Annotated in this window: 22 protein-coding genes; 14 read left to right on the top strand and 8 right to left on the bottom strand. The window is 63.0% G+C overall.

Translation table 11 applies throughout. The features are described 5' to 3' along the window. Window positions 1-19 precede the first annotated feature (19 nt). Complete coding sequence (secF, locus tag NCS58_RS02780; protein ID WP_061117793.1) at window positions 20-970, top strand: protein translocase subunit SecF; 951 nt, start codon at window positions 20-22, stop codon at window positions 968-970. A 115-nt stretch (window positions 971-1085) separates the two neighbouring features. On the opposite strand, the gene NCS58_RS02775 is transcribed toward secF, so the two are convergent. From NCS58_RS02775 to NCS58_RS02760, 4 genes are all read right to left on the bottom strand, one after another. Further along, window positions 1086-1952, bottom strand: coding sequence for a DUF5672 family protein (locus NCS58_RS02775; RefSeq protein WP_250537793.1), 867 nt, complete (start codon window positions 1950-1952; stop codon window positions 1086-1088). A 239-nt stretch (window positions 1953-2191) separates the two neighbouring features. Continuing rightward, on the bottom strand, window positions 2192-2782 hold the full coding sequence (locus NCS58_RS02770; protein WP_250537792.1) for a YceI family protein: 591 nt from the start codon (window positions 2780-2782) through the stop codon (window positions 2192-2194). 59 nt (window positions 2783-2841) lie between these two features. Continuing rightward, a complete protein-coding gene (locus NCS58_RS02765) occupies window positions 2842-3399 on the bottom strand; it encodes a YceI family protein (RefSeq protein ID WP_250476301.1) in 558 nt (185 codons plus the stop codon). 116 nt (window positions 3400-3515) lie between these two features. Next, window positions 3516-4085 carry a cytochrome b gene (locus NCS58_RS02760; protein ID WP_061117797.1) on the bottom strand — a complete coding sequence of 190 codons (570 nt, stop codon included), beginning with the start codon at window positions 4083-4085 and terminating at the stop codon, window positions 3516-3518. Between the two features lie 460 nt (window positions 4086-4545). On the opposite strand from NCS58_RS02760, the gene NCS58_RS02755 reads away from it, so the two are divergent. The 5 genes from NCS58_RS02755 to NCS58_RS02735 all read left to right on the top strand — a co-directional run bounded on the left by NCS58_RS02755 (window position 4546) and on the right by NCS58_RS02735 (window position 9043). Next, a complete protein-coding gene (locus tag NCS58_RS02755) occupies window positions 4546-5226 on the top strand; it encodes a paraquat-inducible protein A (protein ID WP_250476299.1) in 681 nt (226 codons plus the stop codon). Then, entirely contained in the window at window positions 5223-5912 is a 690-nt protein-coding gene (locus NCS58_RS02750; protein WP_250537791.1) for a paraquat-inducible protein A, read from the top strand. Before NCS58_RS02755 ends, NCS58_RS02750 begins: the two co-directional genes overlap by 4 nt. After that, entirely contained in the window at window positions 5905-7584 is a 1680-nt protein-coding gene (locus tag NCS58_RS02745) for an intermembrane transport protein PqiB (protein WP_250537790.1), read from the top strand. The genes NCS58_RS02750 and NCS58_RS02745 overlap by 8 nt, the downstream gene beginning before the upstream one ends. Beyond that, window positions 7581-8282, top strand: coding sequence for a membrane integrity-associated transporter subunit PqiC (locus tag NCS58_RS02740; protein ID WP_061117800.1), 702 nt, complete (start codon window positions 7581-7583; stop codon window positions 8280-8282). Before NCS58_RS02745 ends, NCS58_RS02740 begins: the two co-directional genes overlap by 4 nt. Window positions 8283-8431: 149 nt before the next feature. Then, window positions 8432-9043, top strand: a complete 612-nt coding sequence (locus NCS58_RS02735) for a glutathione S-transferase N-terminal domain-containing protein (RefSeq protein WP_250476295.1) — start codon at window positions 8432-8434, stop codon at window positions 9041-9043. A 396-nt stretch (window positions 9044-9439) separates the two neighbouring features. Here the strand turns inward: NCS58_RS02735 and NCS58_RS02730 are convergent, their stop codons facing one another. From NCS58_RS02730 to NCS58_RS02720, 3 genes are all read right to left on the bottom strand, one after another. Further along, a complete protein-coding gene (locus NCS58_RS02730) occupies window positions 9440-9997 on the bottom strand; it encodes a TetR/AcrR family transcriptional regulator (RefSeq protein ID WP_250476294.1) in 558 nt (185 codons plus the stop codon). Window positions 9998-10146: 149 nt separating this feature from the next. Continuing rightward, a complete protein-coding gene (gene mnmA / locus NCS58_RS02725; RefSeq protein ID WP_061117802.1) occupies window positions 10147-11277 on the bottom strand; it encodes a tRNA 2-thiouridine(34) synthase MnmA in 1131 nt (376 codons plus the stop codon). A gap of 7 nt (window positions 11278-11284) precedes the next feature. Next, the gene (locus NCS58_RS02720; RefSeq protein ID WP_250537789.1) at window positions 11285-11767 is read right to left on the bottom strand and encodes an NUDIX hydrolase; all 483 of its coding nucleotides are present in this window, start codon (window positions 11765-11767) and stop codon (window positions 11285-11287) included. Window positions 11768-11992: 225 nt separating this feature from the next. On the opposite strand from NCS58_RS02720, the gene NCS58_RS02715 reads away from it, so the two are divergent. From NCS58_RS02715 to NCS58_RS02705, 3 genes are read left to right on the top strand one after another with little or no spacing between them, the layout of a single operon-like run. After that, window positions 11993-13138: a Re/Si-specific NAD(P)(+) transhydrogenase subunit alpha gene (locus tag NCS58_RS02715; RefSeq protein WP_250537788.1), complete on the top strand. Its 1146-nt coding sequence runs from the start codon at window positions 11993-11995 to the stop codon at window positions 13136-13138. A 19-nt stretch (window positions 13139-13157) separates the two neighbouring features. Beyond that, entirely contained in the window at window positions 13158-13478 is a 321-nt protein-coding gene (locus NCS58_RS02710) for an NAD(P) transhydrogenase subunit alpha (RefSeq protein ID WP_061117805.1), read from the top strand. Further along, complete coding sequence (locus NCS58_RS02705) at window positions 13479-14921, top strand: NAD(P)(+) transhydrogenase (Re/Si-specific) subunit beta (protein WP_061117806.1); 1443 nt, start codon at window positions 13479-13481, stop codon at window positions 14919-14921. It begins immediately after the preceding gene. A 55-nt stretch (window positions 14922-14976) separates the two neighbouring features. Here the strand turns inward: NCS58_RS02705 and NCS58_RS02700 are convergent, their stop codons facing one another. Then, on the bottom strand, window positions 14977-15195 hold the full coding sequence (locus NCS58_RS02700; protein ID WP_250537787.1) for a hypothetical protein: 219 nt from the start codon (window positions 15193-15195) through the stop codon (window positions 14977-14979). 224 nt (window positions 15196-15419) lie between these two features. Here NCS58_RS02700 and NCS58_RS02695 point away from each other — a divergent pair, with 224 nt between their 5' ends. The 5 genes from NCS58_RS02695 (at window position 15420) to NCS58_RS02675 (ending at window position 21086) form a co-directional block, all read left to right on the top strand. Then, the gene (locus NCS58_RS02695) at window positions 15420-16724 is read left to right on the top strand and encodes a class I SAM-dependent RNA methyltransferase (protein ID WP_061117808.1); all 1305 of its coding nucleotides are present in this window, start codon (window positions 15420-15422) and stop codon (window positions 16722-16724) included. A 229-nt stretch (window positions 16725-16953) separates the two neighbouring features. Then, on the top strand, window positions 16954-18351 hold the full coding sequence (locus NCS58_RS02690; protein WP_250537786.1) for an aminopeptidase P N-terminal domain-containing protein: 1398 nt from the start codon (window positions 16954-16956) through the stop codon (window positions 18349-18351). Window positions 18352-18353: 2 nt separating this feature from the next. After that, window positions 18354-19550, top strand: a complete 1197-nt coding sequence (locus NCS58_RS02685; protein ID WP_250537785.1) for a UbiH/UbiF/VisC/COQ6 family ubiquinone biosynthesis hydroxylase — start codon at window positions 18354-18356, stop codon at window positions 19548-19550. Window positions 19551-19761: 211 nt separating this feature from the next. Continuing rightward, the gene (dusB, locus tag NCS58_RS02680; RefSeq protein ID WP_061117889.1) at window positions 19762-20856 is read left to right on the top strand and encodes a tRNA dihydrouridine synthase DusB; all 1095 of its coding nucleotides are present in this window, start codon (window positions 19762-19764) and stop codon (window positions 20854-20856) included. Next, window positions 20853-21086 (top strand): Fis family transcriptional regulator, encoded by a 234-nt coding sequence (locus NCS58_RS02675; protein WP_008351548.1) that lies wholly within the window; start codon window positions 20853-20855, stop codon window positions 21084-21086. The genes dusB and NCS58_RS02675 overlap by 4 nt, the downstream gene beginning before the upstream one ends. Window positions 21087-21131: the final 45 nt, after the last annotated feature.

The following is a 21131-nucleotide window of genomic DNA, read 5'->3' as shown; positions in this document are numbered from 1 at the left end:
GAGTCCGGAGATATAGACAATGGAATTCTTCCGCATCCGCCGCGACTTGCCGTTCATGGAACGCGCGTTGATCTTCAACGTGATTTCGTTCGTGACGTTTCTCGTGGCCGTATTTTTTCTCGTGCATCGCGGCCTGCATCTGTCGGTGGAGTTCACCGGCGGCACGGTCGTCGAGGTGCAGTATCCGCAAGCCGCGCAGCTCGAACCGGTGCGCGGTTCGATGGCAAGGCTCGGCTACCCCGACGCGCAGGTGCAGAACTTCGGTACGTCGCAGGACGTGCTGATTCGTCTGCCGCTCAAGCAGGGTCTCACGTCCGCGCAGCAGAGCGATCAGGTGATGACCGCGCTCAAGGCCGACAACGCCGAAGTGAAGCTGCAACGCGTCGAGTTCGTCGGTCCGCAGGTCGGCAAGGAACTGGTGACGAACGGCCTGCTCGCGCTCGCGTGCGTGGTCATCGGCATCGTGATTTATCTGTCGTTCCGCTTCGAATGGAAGTACGCGGTGGCGGGCATCATCGCGAACCTGCACGATGTGGTGATCATTCTCGGCTTCTTTGCGTTCTTCCAGTGGGAGTTCTCGCTGTCCGTGCTGGCGGCGATTCTCGCGGTGCTCGGCTACTCGGTGAACGAGTCGGTCGTTATCTTCGACCGGATTCGCGAAACCTTCCGCAAGCAGCGCAAGATGACGGTGAAGGAAGTGATCGATCACGCGATCACGAGCACGATGTCGCGAACCATCATCACCCACGGCTGTACGGAAATGATGGTGCTGTCGATGTTCTTCTTCGGCGGCCCGACGCTGCATTATTTCGCGCTGGCGCTCACCGTAGGTATTCTGTTCGGTATCTATTCGTCGGTGTTCGTCGCGGCGGCGCTCGCGATGTGGTTCGGCGTGAAGCGCGAAGATCTCGTGAAGGACAAGAAGGACAAGTTCGATCCGAACGATCCGAACGCGGGCGCGCAGGTTTGAGCGTGAACCTGGCGTCTGCCTGGAAAAGCAAAAGGGCCGGTCTGTGAAAGACCGGCCCTTTTTGTTTCCGGCTCACCGCCTTCAGCCCGACAGAATTCGCTCAACCCGGAACCGTTCAGGGCGCAGGCTCGCGGATCAGCGCTTCGCAAAGCGACACGCAATATGCGGCCAGATCCGCGCTCACGCCTACTTTGAGGAGCGTCTTTCGCACATGATCGGCGTCGACCGTTTTCATCATGCCGGAGTACAAGATCCTGAGCGGAACGAGCCGATTGCGAACGAGGTAGTTTGCCAGCAGGCAGATCATGCTGTCCGTGGCGACCGTGCCCGGATGCGCCATATCGACCAGTTCCTTTAGTTCCAGGTCAGTCAGGTGTTGGAAAAAGTTATGCGGAGAATGAAATCCGAACGTCGGCGCTGTTGGCTCGGCATTTTCATATGAGAACCGGTCCGCAACTTCATTGGGCGAGAACTTGATGCCATGTTGCGCCTCCAGAACCGGTCGATAAATCCGGCCGATCAGCTCGTCTTCGTTGATTCCGTCACGCAGCGGAAATTCATCGCTCGCAAGCAGATGCATGAGTTTCGCCGAGCGCAGCGAGAATCCGCCATTTCCGACGGTCATGCCATCGTTATGCGCCGGCCAGCGCGCGCCGATATAGTCGTAGTCCAGAAAGTCCGCACTCCACGCCGACGGATCGACAACGTAACCGTCCCATTGGATGAGTAAGACCCACGGCGTGTGGATATGGCGAATGACGTTCTTGAGGATGAAATCGTTATATTGCTCGCGCGACGCGATGTGAGGCGTAGTGACGATTCGCGCTTCGGTATCGATTTCTTCGTGCGTGAAGAGCACGACATCGCCGAACTTGCAATGTCTGCTCGAAATCCCCAGCGCACGCGACGCCAGCCGGGGATTGAGCGAGTCTACGGCACATACCGTCACGTTGCTCAGATCGGTTCTGGAGTCGCTATTCATTGCACCAGCTTGCTTTTCAGATGGTTGTTTATCTTACTTTCATGCAGCCATGCACGCTGCTGACGTGCGCAGAATAGCAGTCCGCCTTGCCAAATCAGCAAAAGTCTGTAGCTTGTCTGGAAAGGAGAAGAAGCGGGGGAAAATGGAAGAACTTCAGGCAAGGCGCCGGAGCGCCTGTCGTCATGCGGCGCCGCTTCGCGTCGGCGCGCGAAGCGGCTTGCCGGTAAAACCGAAGACACTTACTGCTTCACGCCTTCGGCCTGAATATGCAGCACCGTCTTCAGGCTGAAACCATACGCCTTGCCGTAATCCATTCCGAAGTCGCCGCGATCGAAGGTCGTCGTCGCTTCCACGCCGCACACTTCCTTCTTCATCATCGGGTTCACGAAGCACTTGAAGCTCTCGACCTTCAGGTTGATCGGCTTCGTCACGCCGTGCATCGTGAGCGTGCCGATGACTTCCGAAGGCTTGTCGCCGTCGAACTTGATCGACGTACCCTTGTACTCGGCCGTCGGATACTTCGCGATATCGAAGAATTCGGCCTTCTGCAGATGCTCGTCCAGCTTCACATTGCCCGTGTTGACCGAAGAAAGGTCGATGGTCACGTTCACCGTGCCCGTCTTCGCCGCGCGATCGAGCGTGACTTCACCGCTGCTCTTGTTGAACTTGCCGCGCCACGTCGACACGCCACCGAAGTGATCGGCCTCGAAGCTCGGATAGGTGTGGTTCGGGTCGAGCTTGTACGTGTCGGCGGCGAGTGCGCTCACCGAGGCGCCGAACGACAGACCCAGTGCGAGCGCGCCCGCGGCGATGATCGAAAGCTTTTTCAAGTTCTTCTCCTGACTAACTAAGTACGCTGAATATGCGTCGTGTGTAACAAAAGCGCCGCTCACTTCTTCGCGGCAACGATGTGAAACTTGATGACGACGTCGTCCGCGACGATCGACGTATCTTTCCATTCACCCGTCCCGACATCGAACTGGGTGCGCTTGATCGGCAGCGCGCCGTCGAAGGTTTCCGTCGCGCCCTGCTGCGTGACCGTCACAGGAACCGTGACCGTCTGCGACTTGCCCTTGATCGTGATCTTGCCGGTCACGTTGTACTTGTTGCCGCCGGCCGGCGCGATCGCGCTGGAGACGAAAGTCGCGGTCGGATACTTGGCGGCATCGAACCATTCCGCGCCGCGTACCTGCTTGTTGTAGTCGTCGTCGCCAAGGTCGTAGCTGCCCGTGTCGATCGTGATGTTCGCCGTGCCCGCGGTCGGCTTCGCCGGATCGAAGGCGATTTGCGCGCTGAACTTGTTGAACTTGCCGTCGGTGGGGACGTTCATCTGCTTCGAGGTGGCAATCACCGTGCTCTTGCTCACGTCCACCTGCGCCTGCGCGCCCGCGACCAGCGCAAGCGAAGCCGCCGTAGCCATCAACCAACGATTGAGTTTCACTTTCATGTGTGCCCTATTCAAACGGTTCGATCGAACAGACCGGTATTGGAAATCATAAGAACGCGATAACAATCAGCCGCCGGGAAACGCCCTGCCAACGGCCAGGAAACAATGCGGCGCGCTTATCTGTGGAACGGCAGCATGCGCCCGAGCAAGCCGTCGCGATCGACGAAATGATGCTTGAGCGCAGCGAGAACGTGCATCGCGACGAAGAACAGCAACGTGTAGTTCAACGCGATATGGACGATGCGCAGCGTCGCCTTCAGCGCCTTGTCCGGGCCGATGATCGTCGGCAGCGGCAGCACGCCGAGATAGACCACCTGAATGCCCGCCGCCGAGCTGTAGAGATAACCTGACGCGGGAATGACGAGCATCAGCAGATAGAGCAGAAAATGCGTGAGATGCGCGGCGCCCTGCTGCCAGCGCGGCATGCCATCGGGCATCGACGGCGCCTGGTGCGTCGCGCGCCAGATAAGGCGCAGCAGCGCGAGCGCGAATACCGTCACGCCGATCCACTTGTGCCATGAGAAGTACTTGAGCTTCGTCGGCGTGATGCCCGGAATGTCGGTCATGATCCAGCCGAGCCAGAAGCCGCACACGATCAACAACGCGATCAGCCAGTGCAGGCCGATCGCCGTGGCGCTGTAGCGTTGCGCCGGCGGCGTCGCCGCGATGCGAGCGGTGCTTTCCATTTTGCTTTCACCTCAAGTGTTCAATGTTGGCCGGCGCAGTCGCCGGCTGACGACAAGTATTCAAGGCCGCCATGCTACCTCAACGATAACGAATTGCCAGCGCACGCAAAATGGCCCGCACTGAGCCGGCAAACCCAGTCCCGGCGCGGGTTTGGCGGCTTTCCACAATGTTTCCGGGTCTTTGCGTGCCGCGCGTGCAACGAACTATTCCACGCGTGCAACGGTCGATGGAGGCACGACGAAGCGGCGCGACCCGCGCCGGATTCCGGCATCAAAGTATTAACGAGCGGACCAGCGATTTAATTCCGTGTGGCGCGAAGCACTCTGCGCAATCAGATAACGACTCGCCATTTGATACCATGCTGATACTTTTTGTGCTGGCCCGCTGCTTGCTAAGTCCGCTCGGAGCCGGTCCTCGCGGCGCCCGACCAACACGCTCGACCCGTCTCGGGCCTCGACCATGAACGCGAACGAACCGGATGATCTGATCGCGTGTCACGAATGCGACGCGCTCTTCCATAAACGTGCGCTGCCTCAACGCACTTCGGCGAAATGTCCGCGTTGCGGCTCGCTGCTCTATCGCAGCATCTCGTCGAACCTCGACAAAATCTGCGCGATGACGCTGGCGGCGCTCGTCACGTTCTTGATCGCGCAGGGCTTTCCCATCGTCGAACTGGAGGCGAATGGCCTCACGTCGCAGACCACGCTCATCGGCGCGATCGTCGCGCTGTGGAACGAGCAGATGGAGATCATGGCGGTTCTCGTCTTCTGTTCGACCATCCTGTTTCCGTTGTGCGAATTGCTCGCGCTGCTCTACGTGCTGCTTCCGCTGCGCTCGGGCTACGTCCCGCCGGGCTTCAACGGGCTTCTGCGCGGCATCCAGTTCGTGCGTCCGTGGGGCATGATCGAAGTCTTCATGCTCGGCGTGCTCGTCACGCTCGTGAAGATGGTCAGCATCGCGCGCGTGATTCCCGAAGCCGCGCTCTTCGCGTTCGGCGCGCTGACGCTCATGTTCGCGGTCGTCGTGAGCTTCGATCCGCGCGCGCTGTGGGACATCGCGAACACGCTCCGCCCGCGCGGCGGTACACACCCAGCCAACGGCCGCAAGCGCATTCCCTCTGAAGCGAGTCAGAAATCGTGAACGATCCGATCGATCCGGCCAATCCGGCAACCGGCGCAGAAGCCAGCGAGACTTACTACACCACGGCGTCGCGCGCGAATGTCGTGGCGTGTCACGCTTGCGGGCTCGTGCAGCCGCTCGCGTACACCGTCGAGAAGCAACGCTGCACGCGCTGCGGCGCGGCCGTGCACCGGCGCCACCCGGACAGCATCGCGCGCACCTGGGCGCTGCTCATCAGCGCGGCGATCCTCTATATCCCGGCGAATCTCTTTCCGATCATGCATACGTCGTCGATTCTCGGCTCCGAGGACGACACCATCATGAGCGGCGTCGCGCTCTTCTGGAACGACGGCGACTATCCGCTCGCCGCGGTGATTTTCGTCGCCAGCATTCTCGTGCCGATGCTCAAGCTCTTCACGCTCGCCTTTCTCACCATCAGCGTGCAGCGGCGCTCGACCTGGCGGCCGCGTCAGCGCACGACGCTCTTTCGCATCGTCGAAGGTATCGGCCGCTGGTCGATGCTCGATGTCTTCGTGATCACGCTCACCGTCGCGCTCGTGCGCTTCAAGTCGCTGGCGGTCATCACGCCGGGTCCGGGCGCGCTCGCGTTCGCATCGGTCGTCGTGCTGACGATGATCGCTTCCATGCAATTCGACCCTCGCCTCATGTGGGACAACATCGAACCGTCAGGAAAGAAATATGACTAGCGCCCAAGGTCCGAACGACCCGAAGCAGCCGGTGCCGCCCGCCGGCAATGGCGACACAGGCAAAGGCAAAGGCGGCGGCCTCCCGCCGAATCTGCCCGAGCCCGTGATCGAGCCGCGCAGCCGCTGGCTACCCTCGCTCGTGTGGCTCATTCCGCTCGTTGCGGCGCTGATCGGCGTGATTCTCGTCGTGAAGACGGTGTCGAGCCGCGGGCCGACCGTGACCATCAGCTTCGTCAGCGCGGAAGGACTCGAGCCGGGCAAGACGAAGGTGAAGTTCAAGGACGTCGATATCGGCACGGTCAAGACCATCACGCTGTCGAAAGATCATTCACGCGTGCTCGTCGATGTTCAGCTCACCAAGGAAGCCACCGATTTCGCCGTGAAGGACACGCGCTTCTGGGTCGTGCGCCCGCGCGTCGCGGCAAGCGGCGTGACCGGTCTGTCGACGCTATTGTCGGGCGCGTATATCGGCGTCGATGCGGGCAGGTCGACTGAAGACCAGACGTACTTCGTCGGCCTGGAGACGCCGCCCGCCGTCACGGGCGACCAGAAGGGCCACACCTTCACGCTGCACGGCGAGTCGCTCGGCTCCCTCGACATCGGCTCGCCGGTCTATTACCGGCGCGTGCAGGTCGGTCAGGTCGTGGCGTTCTCGCTCGACAAGGACGGCACCGGCGTCACGCTGCAGGTGTTCGTCACCGCGCCCTACGATCAGTATGTCGGCACCAATTCGCGCTGGTGGCATGCGAGTGGCGTCGATCTGCGGCTCGATTCGAGCGGCTTCACGCTCAACACGCAATCGCTCGCGACGGTCGTGCTGGGCGGCATTGCGTTCCAGACGCCGCCGAACCAGCCGCCCGGGCCGCAGGCGCAAACCAATGCGACCTTCCGGCTCGCCGGCGATGAGGCCGACGCGATGCGCGACCCCGATGGCCAGGCCGTTCATGTCGTGATGAACTTCAATCAGTCGCTGCGCGGGCTGTCGGTCGGCGCGCCGGTCGATTTCCGCGGCATCGTGCTCGGACAGGTCACGGGCATCGGCGTGCAATACGATCCGAAGTCGCATGCTTTCATGATGCCGGTCACGATCGATCTCTATCCCGATCGTCTCGGCAGGCGTGCGAAGCAGGCGCTGCCGGAGCAAGGTTCGACAGCGAGCCAGGACATGCTGCAACTGCTCGTGAATCGCGGCCTGCGCGGACAGTTGCGCACCGGCAACCTGCTGACGAGCCAGTTGTATGTCGCGCTCGACTTCTTCCCGAAGGCGGCGCCCGCGAAGGTCAATGCCAACAATGATCCGCTCGAACTGCCGACCGTGCCGAACACGCTCGACGAACTGCAACTGCAGATCGCGGACATCGCGCGCAAGATCGACAAGATTCCGTTCGACGAAATCGGCACCAATCTGAATGGCTCGCTCAAGAACGCGAACGCGCTCTTCGACCGGGTCGGCAAGGAAGTCCTGCCGGAAATGCAGGACACGCTCGCGCAAGCGAAGAAGACGTTCGGCCAGGCGCAGTCGACGCTGCAGTCGGACTCGCCGCTTCAGTCGGACGTCCATCAGGCGCTGCAGGAACTCACGCGCACGCTGCAGTCGCTCAACTCGCTCGCGGATTACCTTGAACGCCATCCGGAATCGCTCGTGCGCGGAAAATCGGGAGACAAACCATGAAGTTCGGCTCGTTGATATTGACCTTGAGCGCGGCGGCGATGCTCGCCGCCTGCGCTTCGCCGACGAGCCGTTTCTATACGCTCGGCGGCGGCGACGCGCGTCCAATGCCGACCGCGCAGGCGTCGTTCTATTTCGAGCTCGCGCCCGTCGACGTGCCGCAGCAGGTCGCCAAGAATCAATTGGTCGTGCAGACGAGTCCCGCGCAGGTGCGCGTGCTCGAAGAAGAGCGCTGGGCGTCGCTGCCCGGCGACGAAGTCCGGCGCGCGCTGTCCGCCGATCTCACGCAGCAGCTCGGCGCGATCGACGTGTACGGCACGCCGCATCCGGAGTCGGTGCCGGTGTATCGCGTGAAGGTGAACGTGCGGCGCTTCGAGTCGTGGCCAGGCTCGCAGGCGGTGATCGACGCGGTGTGGAGCGTGCGCGCCGCCGGATCGGATACGGTGCTGACGTGCCGGACCGTCGCGCAGGAACGCGTGGACGCAGGCTACGACGCGCTCGTCGACGGTCATCGCAAGGCGGTCGATGCGCTGGCCTCCGCGATCTCCGCGGGCGTGCGCAGCCTGAGTTCGCTCCCCTCGGCGACGAGCGCGCCTGCCGCGTCCGCGAAGAGCAAGAGCGGTGCGAACGTGAAGCCCGCGTCCGCGGCGGTTTTGCCGTGTCCGTCCACGAACCCCGCGACGACGGCCAGCGCGCAATGATCCATGCCGCGTCCGGCATCGTGCCGGGCGCGGCTCATGTTGTCGGCAGACGACATCGACGCTGGAAGCTATCTCTAAATATCCGATGGTGCGTGCGCGCCCGGTTAAGATCGTCGTCGCCCGCATTTCGAATCAACCGTGAAAACTAGATGATGAAACTGATCGGTTCGCATCCCAGCCCATTCGTCCGCAAAGTGCGGATCGTCATGGCGGAGAAGAAGATCGATTGCGAACTGGTGCTCGAGGACGTCTGGGCATCCGATTCGAAAATCCACGACTACAACCCGCTCGGCAAGGTGCCGTGCCTCATCCTGGACGACGGCGAAGCGGTGTTCGATTCGCGCGTCATCTGCGAGTACGTGGACACGCTTACGCCTGTCGGCAAACTGCTGCCGCAAGAGCGCCGCGAGCGCACCGAAGTGCGTTGCTGGGAAGCGCTCGCTGACGGCATGCTCGATGCCGCCGTGCTGATCCGTCTCGAAGGGGTCTTGCGCGAAGAAGCGCATCGCAGTGAAAAGTGGACGACGCGCCAGCGTCACAAGATCGAGGACGGCCTGAGCGCGATGGCGCGCGGTATCGGCTCGAAGCAGTGGTGCTCGGCGAACCGCTTCACGCTTGCGGATATCGCCTGCGGCTGTGCGCTCGGCTATCTCGACTTCCGTATGCCCGATCTGAACTGGCGCGACGCGCATCCCAATCTCGACAAGTACTACGCGCGAATCTCGCAGCGCCAGTCATTTGTGGATACCGCGCCGGTCTGATCCGGACGCGGAAGCACTTCTGCGTGCGGCGGGAGCGTCGCGGCTCTAGTTCGTCACTTCGATATCGTGTTTGCCTGGGCGGTCGGCGTGCGCGTCAGTAATGCGCATGAGCGTCGGCCCTCCGTCGCTCAGCACATCGCGGTCGCGGGAGAAGCGAAACGCGATGCCAAAACCTGCCGTCATATCTACTGCTAGATAGATTTTGAATGGCAGTAAGCCCGAATGTACGTTGACACAGGCGCTTTCTACTCGAGATAGTCCACCTTTCGCCATATCGACAGACTAAAAATCGGCGGCATCCACGAAATAGCCTTCCCGAATCAAAATCTATCTACTCAACGGTAGAAAGCCCCCCGTTAATTCAGGTGTTTCTCACAAGGTTATCCACAGCCTTGTCTACCGCCGAAATGCGTCCGCGACTTCTTCCAGTCGCGCTCGTGTCTGAAAGAGACGGCACCCAAGCAGGCTGCCCTGAAATGCGGCATACAAGGTGCGCGCGGCGGCTTCGGGTTTTCCACCGGCGTCGAGCGTATCCTGCGCTTCGCCTTCGGCGAGCACCTTCGCCAGCCAGTTCTCGTTCGCTTTATAGAATGACTGCACGGCGTGACGGACCTTCTCCGGCAGCGATTCGATGTCCGCCGCCAGCATGCCGCACAGGCAAATCCGATTACCACCGCCGATGATTCGCCCGAACAGCTTCGTGTAGCGGTCGAGTTTCTTGTCGGCGGGGGCGGAACTGTCGATCGCGTAGATCGACGACATCAGATCGGCGCTGTATGCGTTCACCGCCTCGAGCGCGAGATCTTCCTTCGTTGGAAAGTAGTAGTGGATGCTGGAGGTCTTTACGCCGACCAGTTCGGACAAGTCACGGTAGCTGAATCCGTTGTAGCCGTGCGTCATCAACAACGTCTGAGCGTGGTCCAGCAGCGCTTCCCGTACCGTGTTCTTGTCCATTTGCGGCATTCCCCTGCGTTCGATGTGCGTAATTTATCTATCGCTAGATAGACGGTCAAGCGCTTGTATCGAAAAAGGTTTTATCGGACCGATAGGCAAGAAAAAGCCCTGACCGAAGCCAGGGCTTTCGTTCGTTGCTGCCGGCGACGCTAACGCGCGGCTGCAAGCACCGCCGTTTGCGTCGCCCCTTGCCCCGCCGCCGCGTGCTCGATGATGCCACCGCCCAGACACACGTCGCCCTGATAGAGCACGGCGGATTGCCCCGGCGTGACGGCCCATTGCGCGTCGTCGAAATGCAGCGCGAAGCGGCCGTCGTCTGCGTTCGCAAAGCGGCACGCCGCGTCCTGCTGCCGATAGCGCGTCTTCGCCCCGCACGCCACACCCTCGTCAGGCGCGAAACCCGCGACCCAGCTTGTATTGCCCGCGACGAGCGTCGGCGACAGAAGCCACGGATGGTCGTGACCCTGCACCACATAGAGCGTGTTCGTCGCCATGTCCTTGCCGGCGACGAACCACGGCTCGCCGCTGCCCTCCTTCGCGCCGCCGATGCCGATGCCCTTGCGCTGCCCGAACGTATAGAACGCGAGCCCGATATGTTCGCCGACGATCTTCCCGTCGGCCGTCTTCATCGGACCGGGCTTCGTCGGCAGGTAGCGGTTCAGGAATTCGCGGAACGGCCGTTCGCCGATGAAGCAGATGCCGGTCGAATCCTTTTTCTTCGCGTTCGGCAGGCCGATTTGCGCAGCGATCTCGCGCACTTTCGTCTTCGGGATTTCGCCGAGCGGGAACAGCGTCTTCGACAGTTGCGCCTGATTCAGCCGATGCAGGAAATACGACTGATCCTTGGTCGAATCCGTGGCCTTGAGCAACTGGAAGAGGCCGTTGTGCTCGCGCACTCGCGCGTAATGGCCCGTCGCGATGGTCTGCGCGCCGAGCGACATCGCGTGATCGAGGAACGCCTTGAACTTGATTTCCGCATTGCATAGCACGTCCGGGTTCGGCGTGCGGCCCGCCGAATATTCGCGCAGAAACTCCGCGAACACACGGTCCTTGTACTCGGCGGCGAAGTTGACCGCCTCGACATCGATGCCGATCAGATCCGCGACCGACACCACGTCGATCCAGTCCTGGCGGGTCGAGCAATATTCGCCGTCGTCATCGTCTTCCCAGTTCTTCATGAAGAGGCCGACGACGTCGTAGCCTTGTTCCTTCAGAAGCCATGCCGTCACGGACGAATCCACGCCGCCCGACATGCCCACTACCACTTTTCGCTTGCTCATAGGGATATCACGCCCGCACCACCGGCGCGACCGAATGCGTATGAATGAAATCGAGCGGCACGCGCCGCCCGCATAAATAGTCGTCGACACACTTCATCACGAGCGGCGTCCGGTGCCGGTCGGCGGACGCGCGCAGCTCCTCGGCGGTGAGCCACATCGCGCGCACGATGCCTTGATCGAGAGAACGATCGGCCTCTTCACCCAACGACTTGCCGCAGAACGTGAAACGCAGATACGTGACATCGCGCCCCGGTCGCGCGAAGTGCGTCATATAGGCGCCGACGAGCGCCTCGGGCTCGAATCGATGCGCCGTTTCTTCGAGCGTCTCGCGGATTACCGCTTCGACGAGCGTTTCGCCCGCTTCGAGGTGACCGGCCGGTTGGTTGATCCGCAAACCTGCGGACGTGTGCTCTTCGATGACGAGAAAGCGTCCGTCTCGCTCGACGATCGCCGCCACCGTAACGTGGGGGGCCCAAGTATCTGATTTCATGGTGAGATATTTTACCGTCCCGGCGACGTTCCCGCGCGCCCTGTCCTAAGGGTAAGCGCTGACGCTCGACGGGTGGAACGAGTGCCGGATCGGATTCTTGCGCGTGCCATCTTCGGTTACAGTTGCGATAGCCGTCCGTTCCAGCATTTGAATAACAACTCAGCCTTAAGCCTTCCTAACCCTTCCCCGGGGTGACGATGGCAACAAAGACAGGAGGATTTGAAGATGCACATCGGAGTGCCTGCTGAAACGCGGGCGAACGAGGCGCGCGTCGCCGCTACGCCCGAAACGGTCAAAAAGCTCGTCACGCAAGGACATCGCGTTTCTGTCCAGAGCGGCGCGGGCTTGCCGGCAAGCTATATCGACGATGCCTTCGCGCAAGCGGGCGCGGATCTCGTCGATGCGGCCACGGCCTTTTCCGCCGAAATCGTCCTCAAGGTGCAGTCACCGAGCGAAAGCGAACTGGCGATGCTCAAGCCGGGCGCCGTGCTCGTCGGCATGCTCGATCCCTTCAATACGGAAAACACCGCGCGGCTCGCGTCGTCGGGCGTCACCGCGTTCGCGCTCGAAGCCGCGCCGCGCACGACGCGCGCGCAGAGTCTCGACGTGCTGTCGTCGCAGGCGAACATCGCCGGGTACAAGGCGGTGCTGATGGCTTGCCAGTATTACCAGCGCTTCATGCCGATGCTCATGACCGCTGCCGGCACCGTCAAAGCCGCGCGCGTGCTCGTGCTCGGCGCGGGCGTCGCGGGCCTGCAGGCGATCGCCACGGCCAAGCGTCTCGGCGCGGTCGTCGAAGCCTCCGATGTGCGTCCGGCCGTGAAGGAGCAGATCGAGTCGCTCGGCGCGAAGTTCGTCGACGTGCCCTTCGAAACAGACGAGGAGCGCGAAGCGGCGGTCGGCGTCGGCGGCTACGCGCGTCCGATGCCGCCAAGCTGGCTCGCGCGGCAATCGGCGCAGGTGCATGAGCGTGCGAAAGCGGCGGATATCGTCATCTCGACGGCGCTGATTCCCGGCCGTCCGGCGCCGACGCTGATCTCGGTGGAAACGGTCAAGCACATGAAGCCAGGCTCCGTGATCATCGATCTCGCCGCGGGTCGCGGAGCCGAGTTCGAAGGCAAGAAAGGCGGCAACTGTCCGCTCACCGAAGTGGATCAGGTGGTGATGAAGCACGGCGTGCATATCGTCGGCCACACGAACCTCGCTTCGATGGTCGCCGCCGATGCCTCCGCGCTCTATGCCCGCAATCTTCTGGACTTCCTGAAACTGATCCTCACCAAGGAAGGCACGCTCAACATCGACCTCGCGGACGACATCGTCGCGGCCACGCTCCAGTGCCGCGACGGACAAGTCACGCGTCCGGCCGCTTAACGCCGATACGGAGACGCACATGGATGTCATCAATCACACGGTGATCAATCTCATCATCTTCGTGCTGGCCATTTACGTCGGCTATCACGTCGTGTGGAACGTCACTCCTGCGCTGCATACGCCGCTCATGGCCGTGACCAATGCGATTTCGGCGATCGTCATCGTCGGCGCGATGCTCGCGGTCGGCCTCACGGTCGGCGTGGCGGGCAAGTTCTTCGGCACGCTCGCCGTGCTGCTCGCGGCGGTGAACGTGTTCGGCGGCTTTCTCGTCACACGGCGAATGCTGGAGATGTTCAAGAAGAAGGAACCGAAGAAGATCGTCAGCAAGGAGGGCGCGTAAATGAGCCTGAACGTCGTCACTCTCCTGTATCTCGTCGCCTCGGTGTGTTTCATCCAGGCGCTGAAAGGCTTGTCCAATCCGAAGACCGCGCGCATCGGCAATACGTTCGGCATGGCGGGCATGGCGATCGCCATTCTCACCACGCTCGCGCTGATCGTGAAACAGGCGGCTTATCTCGAAGCCAATCTGGCGCTCGGGCTGTCGCTGTTGTTCGTCGCGCTGATCGTCGGCGGCGGTGCGGGCGCGTACATCGCGGCGAAAGTCGAGATGACGAAGATGCCCGAGCTCGTCGCGGCGATGCACTCGCTGATCGGTCTCGCGGCGGTGTGTATCGCGTATGGCGTGGTGGCCGAACCTGCCGCGTTCGGACTGGCCCCGCTCGGTGAGCCGATTCCCTATGGCAATCGCGTCGAGTTGTTCATCGGCACGTTCGTCGGGGCGATCACGTTCTCGGGCTCGGTCATCGCGTTCGGGAAACTGTCGGGCAAGTACAAGTTCCGGCTGTTTCAGGGCGCGCCGGTCACCTATTCGGGACAGCATCTGATCAACCTGCTGCTCGCCATCGCGATGGTCGGCTTCGGCGTGATCTTCATGCTCACCGAGTCGTGGCTGCCGTTCGTCGTCATGACGCTGATCGCGTTCGCACTCGGCGTGCTGATCATCATTCCGATCGGCGGCGCGGACATGCCGGTGGTCGTGTCGATGCTGAACTCGTACTCGGGCTGGGCGGCGGCGGGCATCGGCTTCTCGCTGAACAATCCGATGCTGATCATCGCGGGGTCGCTGGTGGGTTCGTCGGGTGCGATTCTGTCGTACATCATGTGCCGCGCGATGAACCGGTCGTTCTTCAACGTGATTCTCGGCGGGTTCGGCGGCGAAGCCGGCGGCGCGGCCGCGGGCGGCTCGACGGAGCAACGTCCGGTGAAGTCCGGTTCCGCCGACGATGCCGCGTTCATGCTCGGTAACGCGGAAAGCGTGGTGATCGTGCCGGGTTATGGTCTTGCCGTCGCGCGCGCGCAGCACGCGTTGAAGGAGCTGACCGACAAGCTGGTCGAAAAAGGCATCGATGTGCGCTACGCGATTCACCCGGTCGCGGGGCGCATGCCGGGGCACATGAACGTGCTGCTGGCGGAAGCCGAAGTGCCGTACGAAATGGTGCAGGAGATGGAGGACATCAACAGCGAGTTCGGTCAGACGGACGTGGTGCTCGTGCTCGGGGCGAACGACGTGGTGAATCCCGCCGCGAAAAACGATCCGAAGTCGCCGATCGCAGGGATGCCCATTCTCGAAGCGTACAAGGCACGGACGATCATCGTGAACAAGCGCTCGATGGCGGCGGGTTATGCCGGACTCGACAACGAACTGTTCTATATGGACAAGACGATGATGGTGTTCGGGGATGCGAAGAAGGTGGTTGAGGACATGATGAAGGCGGTCGAATAACGACGAGTGCAGCCTGGCAGCCGCAGCGCGGCTGCCAGGACAAGAAGGCGCGTAATCAATCTGCTGCGCGCCAGTGATCGGGATTGCCCTTGTCGGTTTGTCTCACGCGCGCGACCAGCGGTTTATAGCCGTTGGCGCGCGCAGCTTTTATCGCATCAGCCTGGGTTCGGTAGTCGACGGTGGTCAGCCGTTGCGTGGCTGAGAGCTCGAGTACGTAGCCTTCGATTGCCCCGTCGCGATGTTTCGGAAGTGGTTCAACGTACACGTTCGGCATGGAATCTCCTTTGATTGGCAGGTTCGCCAAGTCAGACTCTGGAGATCCGGCTGACGTAGCAACAGGCGAATAGTCCCAATTCGGACGAGCGGAAACGACCGGCCAACGGTTCGTACCCGACGCCATCGCGAAAGGCGCGGGTTTGTTTGCAAAGAGCGACGACGTCCTGGGCCGGTGAAGCACGCGCGTACAATACCGCCTTTCAACGTCCCTCAAAGCAGCTCATGTCCTCCCCACTCTTCGACTGGTTTGTCCCCTGCCCGCGCGGTCTCGAAGCGCCGCTCGCCGCCGAGCTTTCGGAGATCGGCGAGCGTCATGTGGCGAGCGCGCCGCTGTCGGGCGGCGGATCGCTGGTCGTCGGCGCACAAGTGCCCGGCGGCGTGCATTTCCGGGGCGGCTGGGTCGCGGGCATGGCGGCAAACCTGCATTCGCGCATCGCGAGCCGGGTGCTTCTAAAGGTCGCGCAAGGCCCGTATCGCAGCGAGCAAGACATCTACGAACTCACGCATCGGCAACGCTGGGAGCAATGGTTCACGCCCAGCCAGACGATGCGCGTCGACCTCACCGCGATCAAATCGCCGGTGAAGAGCCTCGAATTCACGACGCTGCGCGTCAAGGACGCCGTCTGCGACCGCCTGCGCGATGTCGCCGGCGCGCGTCCGAGCATCGACACCGCGCAGCCCGACGTTCGCGTGTTCGCGTTCCTCACGGTGAACGAGTGCACGCTCTATCTCGACACCTCCGGCGAACCGCTCTTCAAGCGCGGCTGGCGCCTGGACAAGGGCGCCGCGCCGCTGCGCGAAAATCTCGCGGCTGGCATCCTGCGCCTCACCGGCTGGACGCCCGGCACGCCGCTCTTCGATCCGATGTGCGGCAGCGGCACCTTCCTCGCCGAAGCGGCGCAGACCGCGCTCAACATCGCGCCGGGCAACGATCGGCGTTTCGGCTTCGAAAAGCTCAAGCCGTTTCATCCGGGCATGTGGCAGAAGCTGAAGACGGCCGCCCTCGAACAGCGCCGCGCCGCGCGCGCCACGCAAGCCGAGCTGAACATCTTCGGCAGTGACATCTCCGGCGACATGCTCGAAAAGGCGCGCGCGAACCTGAGCCGCGCGGGCATTACCGATTTGTCGCTCAAGCAGGTCGACGCCCGCAACATGGTCCCGCCCACCGACGCCCCGGGCATCCTCATCGCCAATCCGCCCTACGGCGAGCGGATAGAAGTGCGCGGGCGCGGACCGCGCGGCGAGATCCGCGATACGGCGCGCTCGCGCCGCGAGGACGACGACGCGTTTGCACGCGCACAGCCCGATCCGGCCGACACGGAATTCTTCGTCTCGTTCGGCAACGCGCTCAAGCAGCGCTTTCCCGGCTGGCGGGCGTACGTGCTCACATCCGACCGCAAATTGCCGGGCCTCTTGCGGCTGCGCGAATCGACCAAGACGCCGCTTTTCAATGGCGCGCTCGAATGCCGCCTGTTCCGCTTCGATCTGATCGCGGGCAGCGTGCGCAATCGTCCTGCTGGCGAATGAGCCGCGCCGCCGTATGCGCTGCCTTCGAAACAAGTATGCAGCGGCGGCACACGTGAAGCCATTCGGCCGAATGGCATAGGCAGATTGCACGAATCGCACGCCTCCCGCCGACGATCGCGAGAAGGCATGCGCTGCCACGTCCGGGCGATACTGCATCGTCCCGGATGCGTTTCGGCCTATGCCGAATGGCCAGGTGCCGTGATCGCGAAGCCGGCGCTACAATCGGCGCATGAACTCACCGACCGAACTCGCCAGTCCCATCGCCGTCGATATTTACCGCGCGCGTCGCGAGCGCGTGCTCGCCGCGCTGCGTGCGCGAGGCGGCGGCGTGGCCATCGTCCCCACCGCGCCGGAAGTCATGCGCAACCGGGACACGGACTACCCTTTCCGGCACGACAGCTACTTCTACTATCTGACAGGCTTCAACGAACCCGAGGCGACGCTCGTGCTGAACGCGAGCGCGAAGGACGGCGAGCCCGCGTCGATTCTCTTCTGCCGCGAGAAAAACGCGGAACGCGAAACGTGGGAAGGCTTTCGTTTCGGCCCAGAAGCCGCGCGCGACGCCTTCGGCTTCGATGCCGCATTCCCCGTCAGCGCGCTCGACGAGGAAATGCCCCGGCTGATCGCCGACAAGCCCGCGCTGCACTACGCGCTCGGCACGTCGGCGGACCTCGATGCGCAAGTGCGCGACTGGCTCGCCGCTGTGCGCGCGCAAGGTCGTACCGGCGTGCGCGCACCCGCCCGCGCGGAAAATGTGCTGCCCATCCTCGACGAGATGCGCCTCGTGAAAGACGTGCACGAAATCGCCATCATGCGCCGCGCGGCGTCGATTTCGGCCGAAGCGCACCGCCGCGCGATGCGCGCATGCCGCCCCGGCATGCGCGAGTACGAGATCGAAGCCGAGTTGCTTTACACGTTTCGCCGGCACGGCGCGCAGGCGCCTGCATACGGATCGATCGTCGCGGCGGGCGCGAACGCCTGCGTGCTGCACTATCCGGCGGGCAACGCAATCGCCCGCGACGGTGACCTGATCCTCATCGACGCCGCGTGCGAACTCGACGGCTACGCCTCCGACATCACGCGCACATTCCCCGCAAGCGGCCGCTTCACGCCCGCGCAGCGCGAGCTCTACGACATCGTGCTCGCGGCCCAGGCGGCAGCCGTCGATGCGACGCGCCCCGGCGTGAGCTTCGACGCGCCGCATCAGGCGGCGTTGAAAGTGCTGTCGCAAGGCTTGCTCGATACCGGCATCCTCGACAAGACAAAGTTCGCAAGCCTCGACGATGTCCTCGCGCAACGCGCCTACGCGCGCTTTTACATGCATCGCACGGGACACTGGATCGGCATGGACGTACACGACGCGGGCGAATACCGCGAGGCCGACGGTCCGCTCGACGAGCAAGGCGCGCGGCCCTGGCGCACGCTGGCGCCCGGCATGGCGCTCACGATCGAACCGGGTCTCTACGTGCGCGCCGCCGAAGACGTGCCGGAACAGTACTGGAACATTGGCATCCGCATCGAGGACGACGCGGTCATCACGGAAAGCGGCTGCGAGTTGATCACGCGCGAGGTGCCCGTCGCGGCCGACGAGATCGAAGCGCTGATGCGCGATTCAAACGCAAACTGACCATGAGCGACGTGCAAGGCATCGAACCGCATTTCGACTACGACATCGCCATCGTCGGCGCGGGGCCGGTCGGGCTCGCGCTCGCCGGCTGGCTCGCGCGGCGCAGCGCCACGTCGCGCCTGTCCATCGCGCTGATCGACGCGCGCACGCCCGAAGCAGCCGCCAACGATCCGCGCTCGCTCGCGCTGTCGCACGGCAGCCGCGTGATGCTCCAGCCGCTCGGCTTTCCCGGTGACGCCACGCCGATCCGCCGCATTCACGTGTCGCAGCGCGGGCACTTCGGCCGCACGCTGATCGAGCACGACGAGCATGAGCTGCCCGAACTGGGCTACGTGGTGCGTTACGGCTCGCTCGTCGGCGCGCTTGCCGATGCGGTGCGCGCGACCAAGGTCCACTGGCTCACCGATACCTCGGCACTCGCGCCGCTGCAGGATCACGACGGCGTCACACTGCCGCTGCAGTCGTCCAGCGGCGAGCGCACGATCCGTGCGAAGGTGCTCGTGAATGCCGAAGGCGGTCTTTATCAGAAGAGCGATGTGACCGCGCCCGGCGAGCGCCGCGCGCGGGATTACGGGCAAACGGCCATCGTCGGCACGGTAAGCGTCTCGGATCCGCGCGCGAACGTCGCGTGGGAACGCTTCACCGGCGAAGGACCGATCGCGCTTTTGCCCTGTGGCGGTCAGCGTCACGCGGACTACTCGCTCGTCTGGTGCTGCACGCCCGACGAAGCCGCGCGCCGCATGCAGCTCGACGACGACACTTTCCTCGCCGAACTGGGCGCCGCTTTCGGCTCGCGCATGGGCCGCTTCACGCGCATCGCGTCGCGTGCGGCGTTCCCGCTCGGCCTGACCGCGCTCGATGGGCTCGTCGACCGGCGCACCGTCGCCATCGGCAATGCCGCGCAGACGCTGCATCCAGTCGCGGGTCAGGGCCTGAATCTCGGCTTGCGCGACGCGCTCGCGCTTACCGACGCCCTGTCCGCCGACGGCCCGCGCCCGCTCGCGCTCGCCCGCTTCGCGCAGCGCCGCACGCTCGACCGGCGCCTGACGATCGGCGCGACCGACACCCTCGCGCGCATTTTCACGGTCGATTTCCCGCCGTTCGCCGCCGTGCGCGGTCTCGCCCTCACCGCGCTCGAGTTCCTCCCGCCGGTGAAATCCGCGCTCGCCCGGCAGATGATGTTCGGCCAACGGCGCTGACCCGGCACGGAATATGGCAACCGTCTGCGCTAAGCCGTGGGAGTTATCCTCTATGAGCGCCCGTTCTTTCATAGAAGATTTAAAGACTTGCAGACGATTGCTCTTAATTTCAGCACGCTCTTCGCGTTAAAATAGCCGTTTCCCTTCAGCAACGTTGCATCCGCCAGACGCGGCTCTTGCCGAGATCATCAGCGCGGATCGTTCAGCCTTCATGCTCACCATCGGTTCACACGTTCTGCGCAATAACCTGTTCGTCGCTCCGATGGCAGGCGTCACCGACCGCCCGTTCCGGCAGCTCTGCAAACGCATGGGCGCTGGCTACGCGGTGTCGGAGATGGTCGCCTCGAACGCGCAGTTGTGGAAAAGCGAAAAGACCATGCGCCGCGCGAACCACGCCGGCGAGGTCGAGCCGATCTCGGTGCAGATTGCCGGCGCCGATCCGCAGATGCTGGCCGAGGCCGCGCGCCACAACGTCGCGAACGGCGCGCAGATCATCGACATCAACATGGGCTGTCCGGCGAAGAAGGTGTGCAACGTCGCGGCGGGGTCGGCGCTGCTGCAGAACGAGCCGCTCGTCGCGCGCATCGTGGAAGCCGTGGTGCAGGCGGTCGGCGTGGGTCCGGGCGCCGTGCCCGTGACGCTCAAGATTCGCACGGGGTGGAATCGCGAAAACAAGAATGCGCTGACCATTGCGCGGATCGCGCAGGACGCGGGCATTTCGATGCTCACCGTCCACGGCCGCACGCGCGCCGATCTCTACAAGGGCGACGCGGAGTATGAAACCATCGCGGCCGTGAAGGCATCGGTGACGATTCCCGTCGTCGCGAACGGCGACATCACGACGCCCGAAAAAGCGCGCGACGTGCTCGCCGCGACCGGCGCCGACGCCATCATGATCGGCCGCGCGGCGCAGGGGCGTCCGTGGCTGTTTCGCGAGATCGAACATTTCCTGACGACCGGCGAGCGCCTGCCGCCGCCGCGCATCGACGAGATCCAGCAGGTGATGAACGAACACCTCGAAGATCACTACGCCTTTTATGGGGAATTCACCGGCGTACGGACTGCGCGCAAGCATATCGGCTGGTACACTCGCGGCCTTTCCGGCGCCAACACCTTCCGGCACCGGATGAATACGCTGGACACGACCAAAGAACAATTGCTCGCTGTCAACGAATTCTTTGACGCGCAAAAGGCGTTGTCGGACCGCCTCGTCTATGTGGACGAGTCCGGTGACGCCGAAGACGCGGAAGGGGAAGAATCGTGCGGCGGGCTCAACAACACGACAGACCGACTGATTGCCGCATGAGCAGACATAACATCGAACAATGCGTCCGCCAGAGCCTCGACAACTACTTCCAGGATCTGGACGGCTCCAACCCGCACGACGTCTACGACATGGTGATTTCGTGCGTGGAAAAACCAATGCTCGAAGTGGTGCTCGAGCAGGCGGGCGGGAACCAATCGCTCGCGGCCGAGTATCTCGGCATCAACCGCAACACGTTACGCAAGAAGCTTCAGCAGCACGGATTGATTTGATTCATCGGACTGAGGCGCGCGCCTTGGTCCGGCCTGGTTTCCCTT

Source organism: Caballeronia sp. INML3B, from assembly GCF_023631305.1.
Classification (GTDB): Bacteria; Pseudomonadota; Gammaproteobacteria; order Burkholderiales; family Burkholderiaceae; genus Caballeronia; species Caballeronia turbans.
This window is presented reverse-complemented; position numbering and strand designations above follow the sequence as displayed.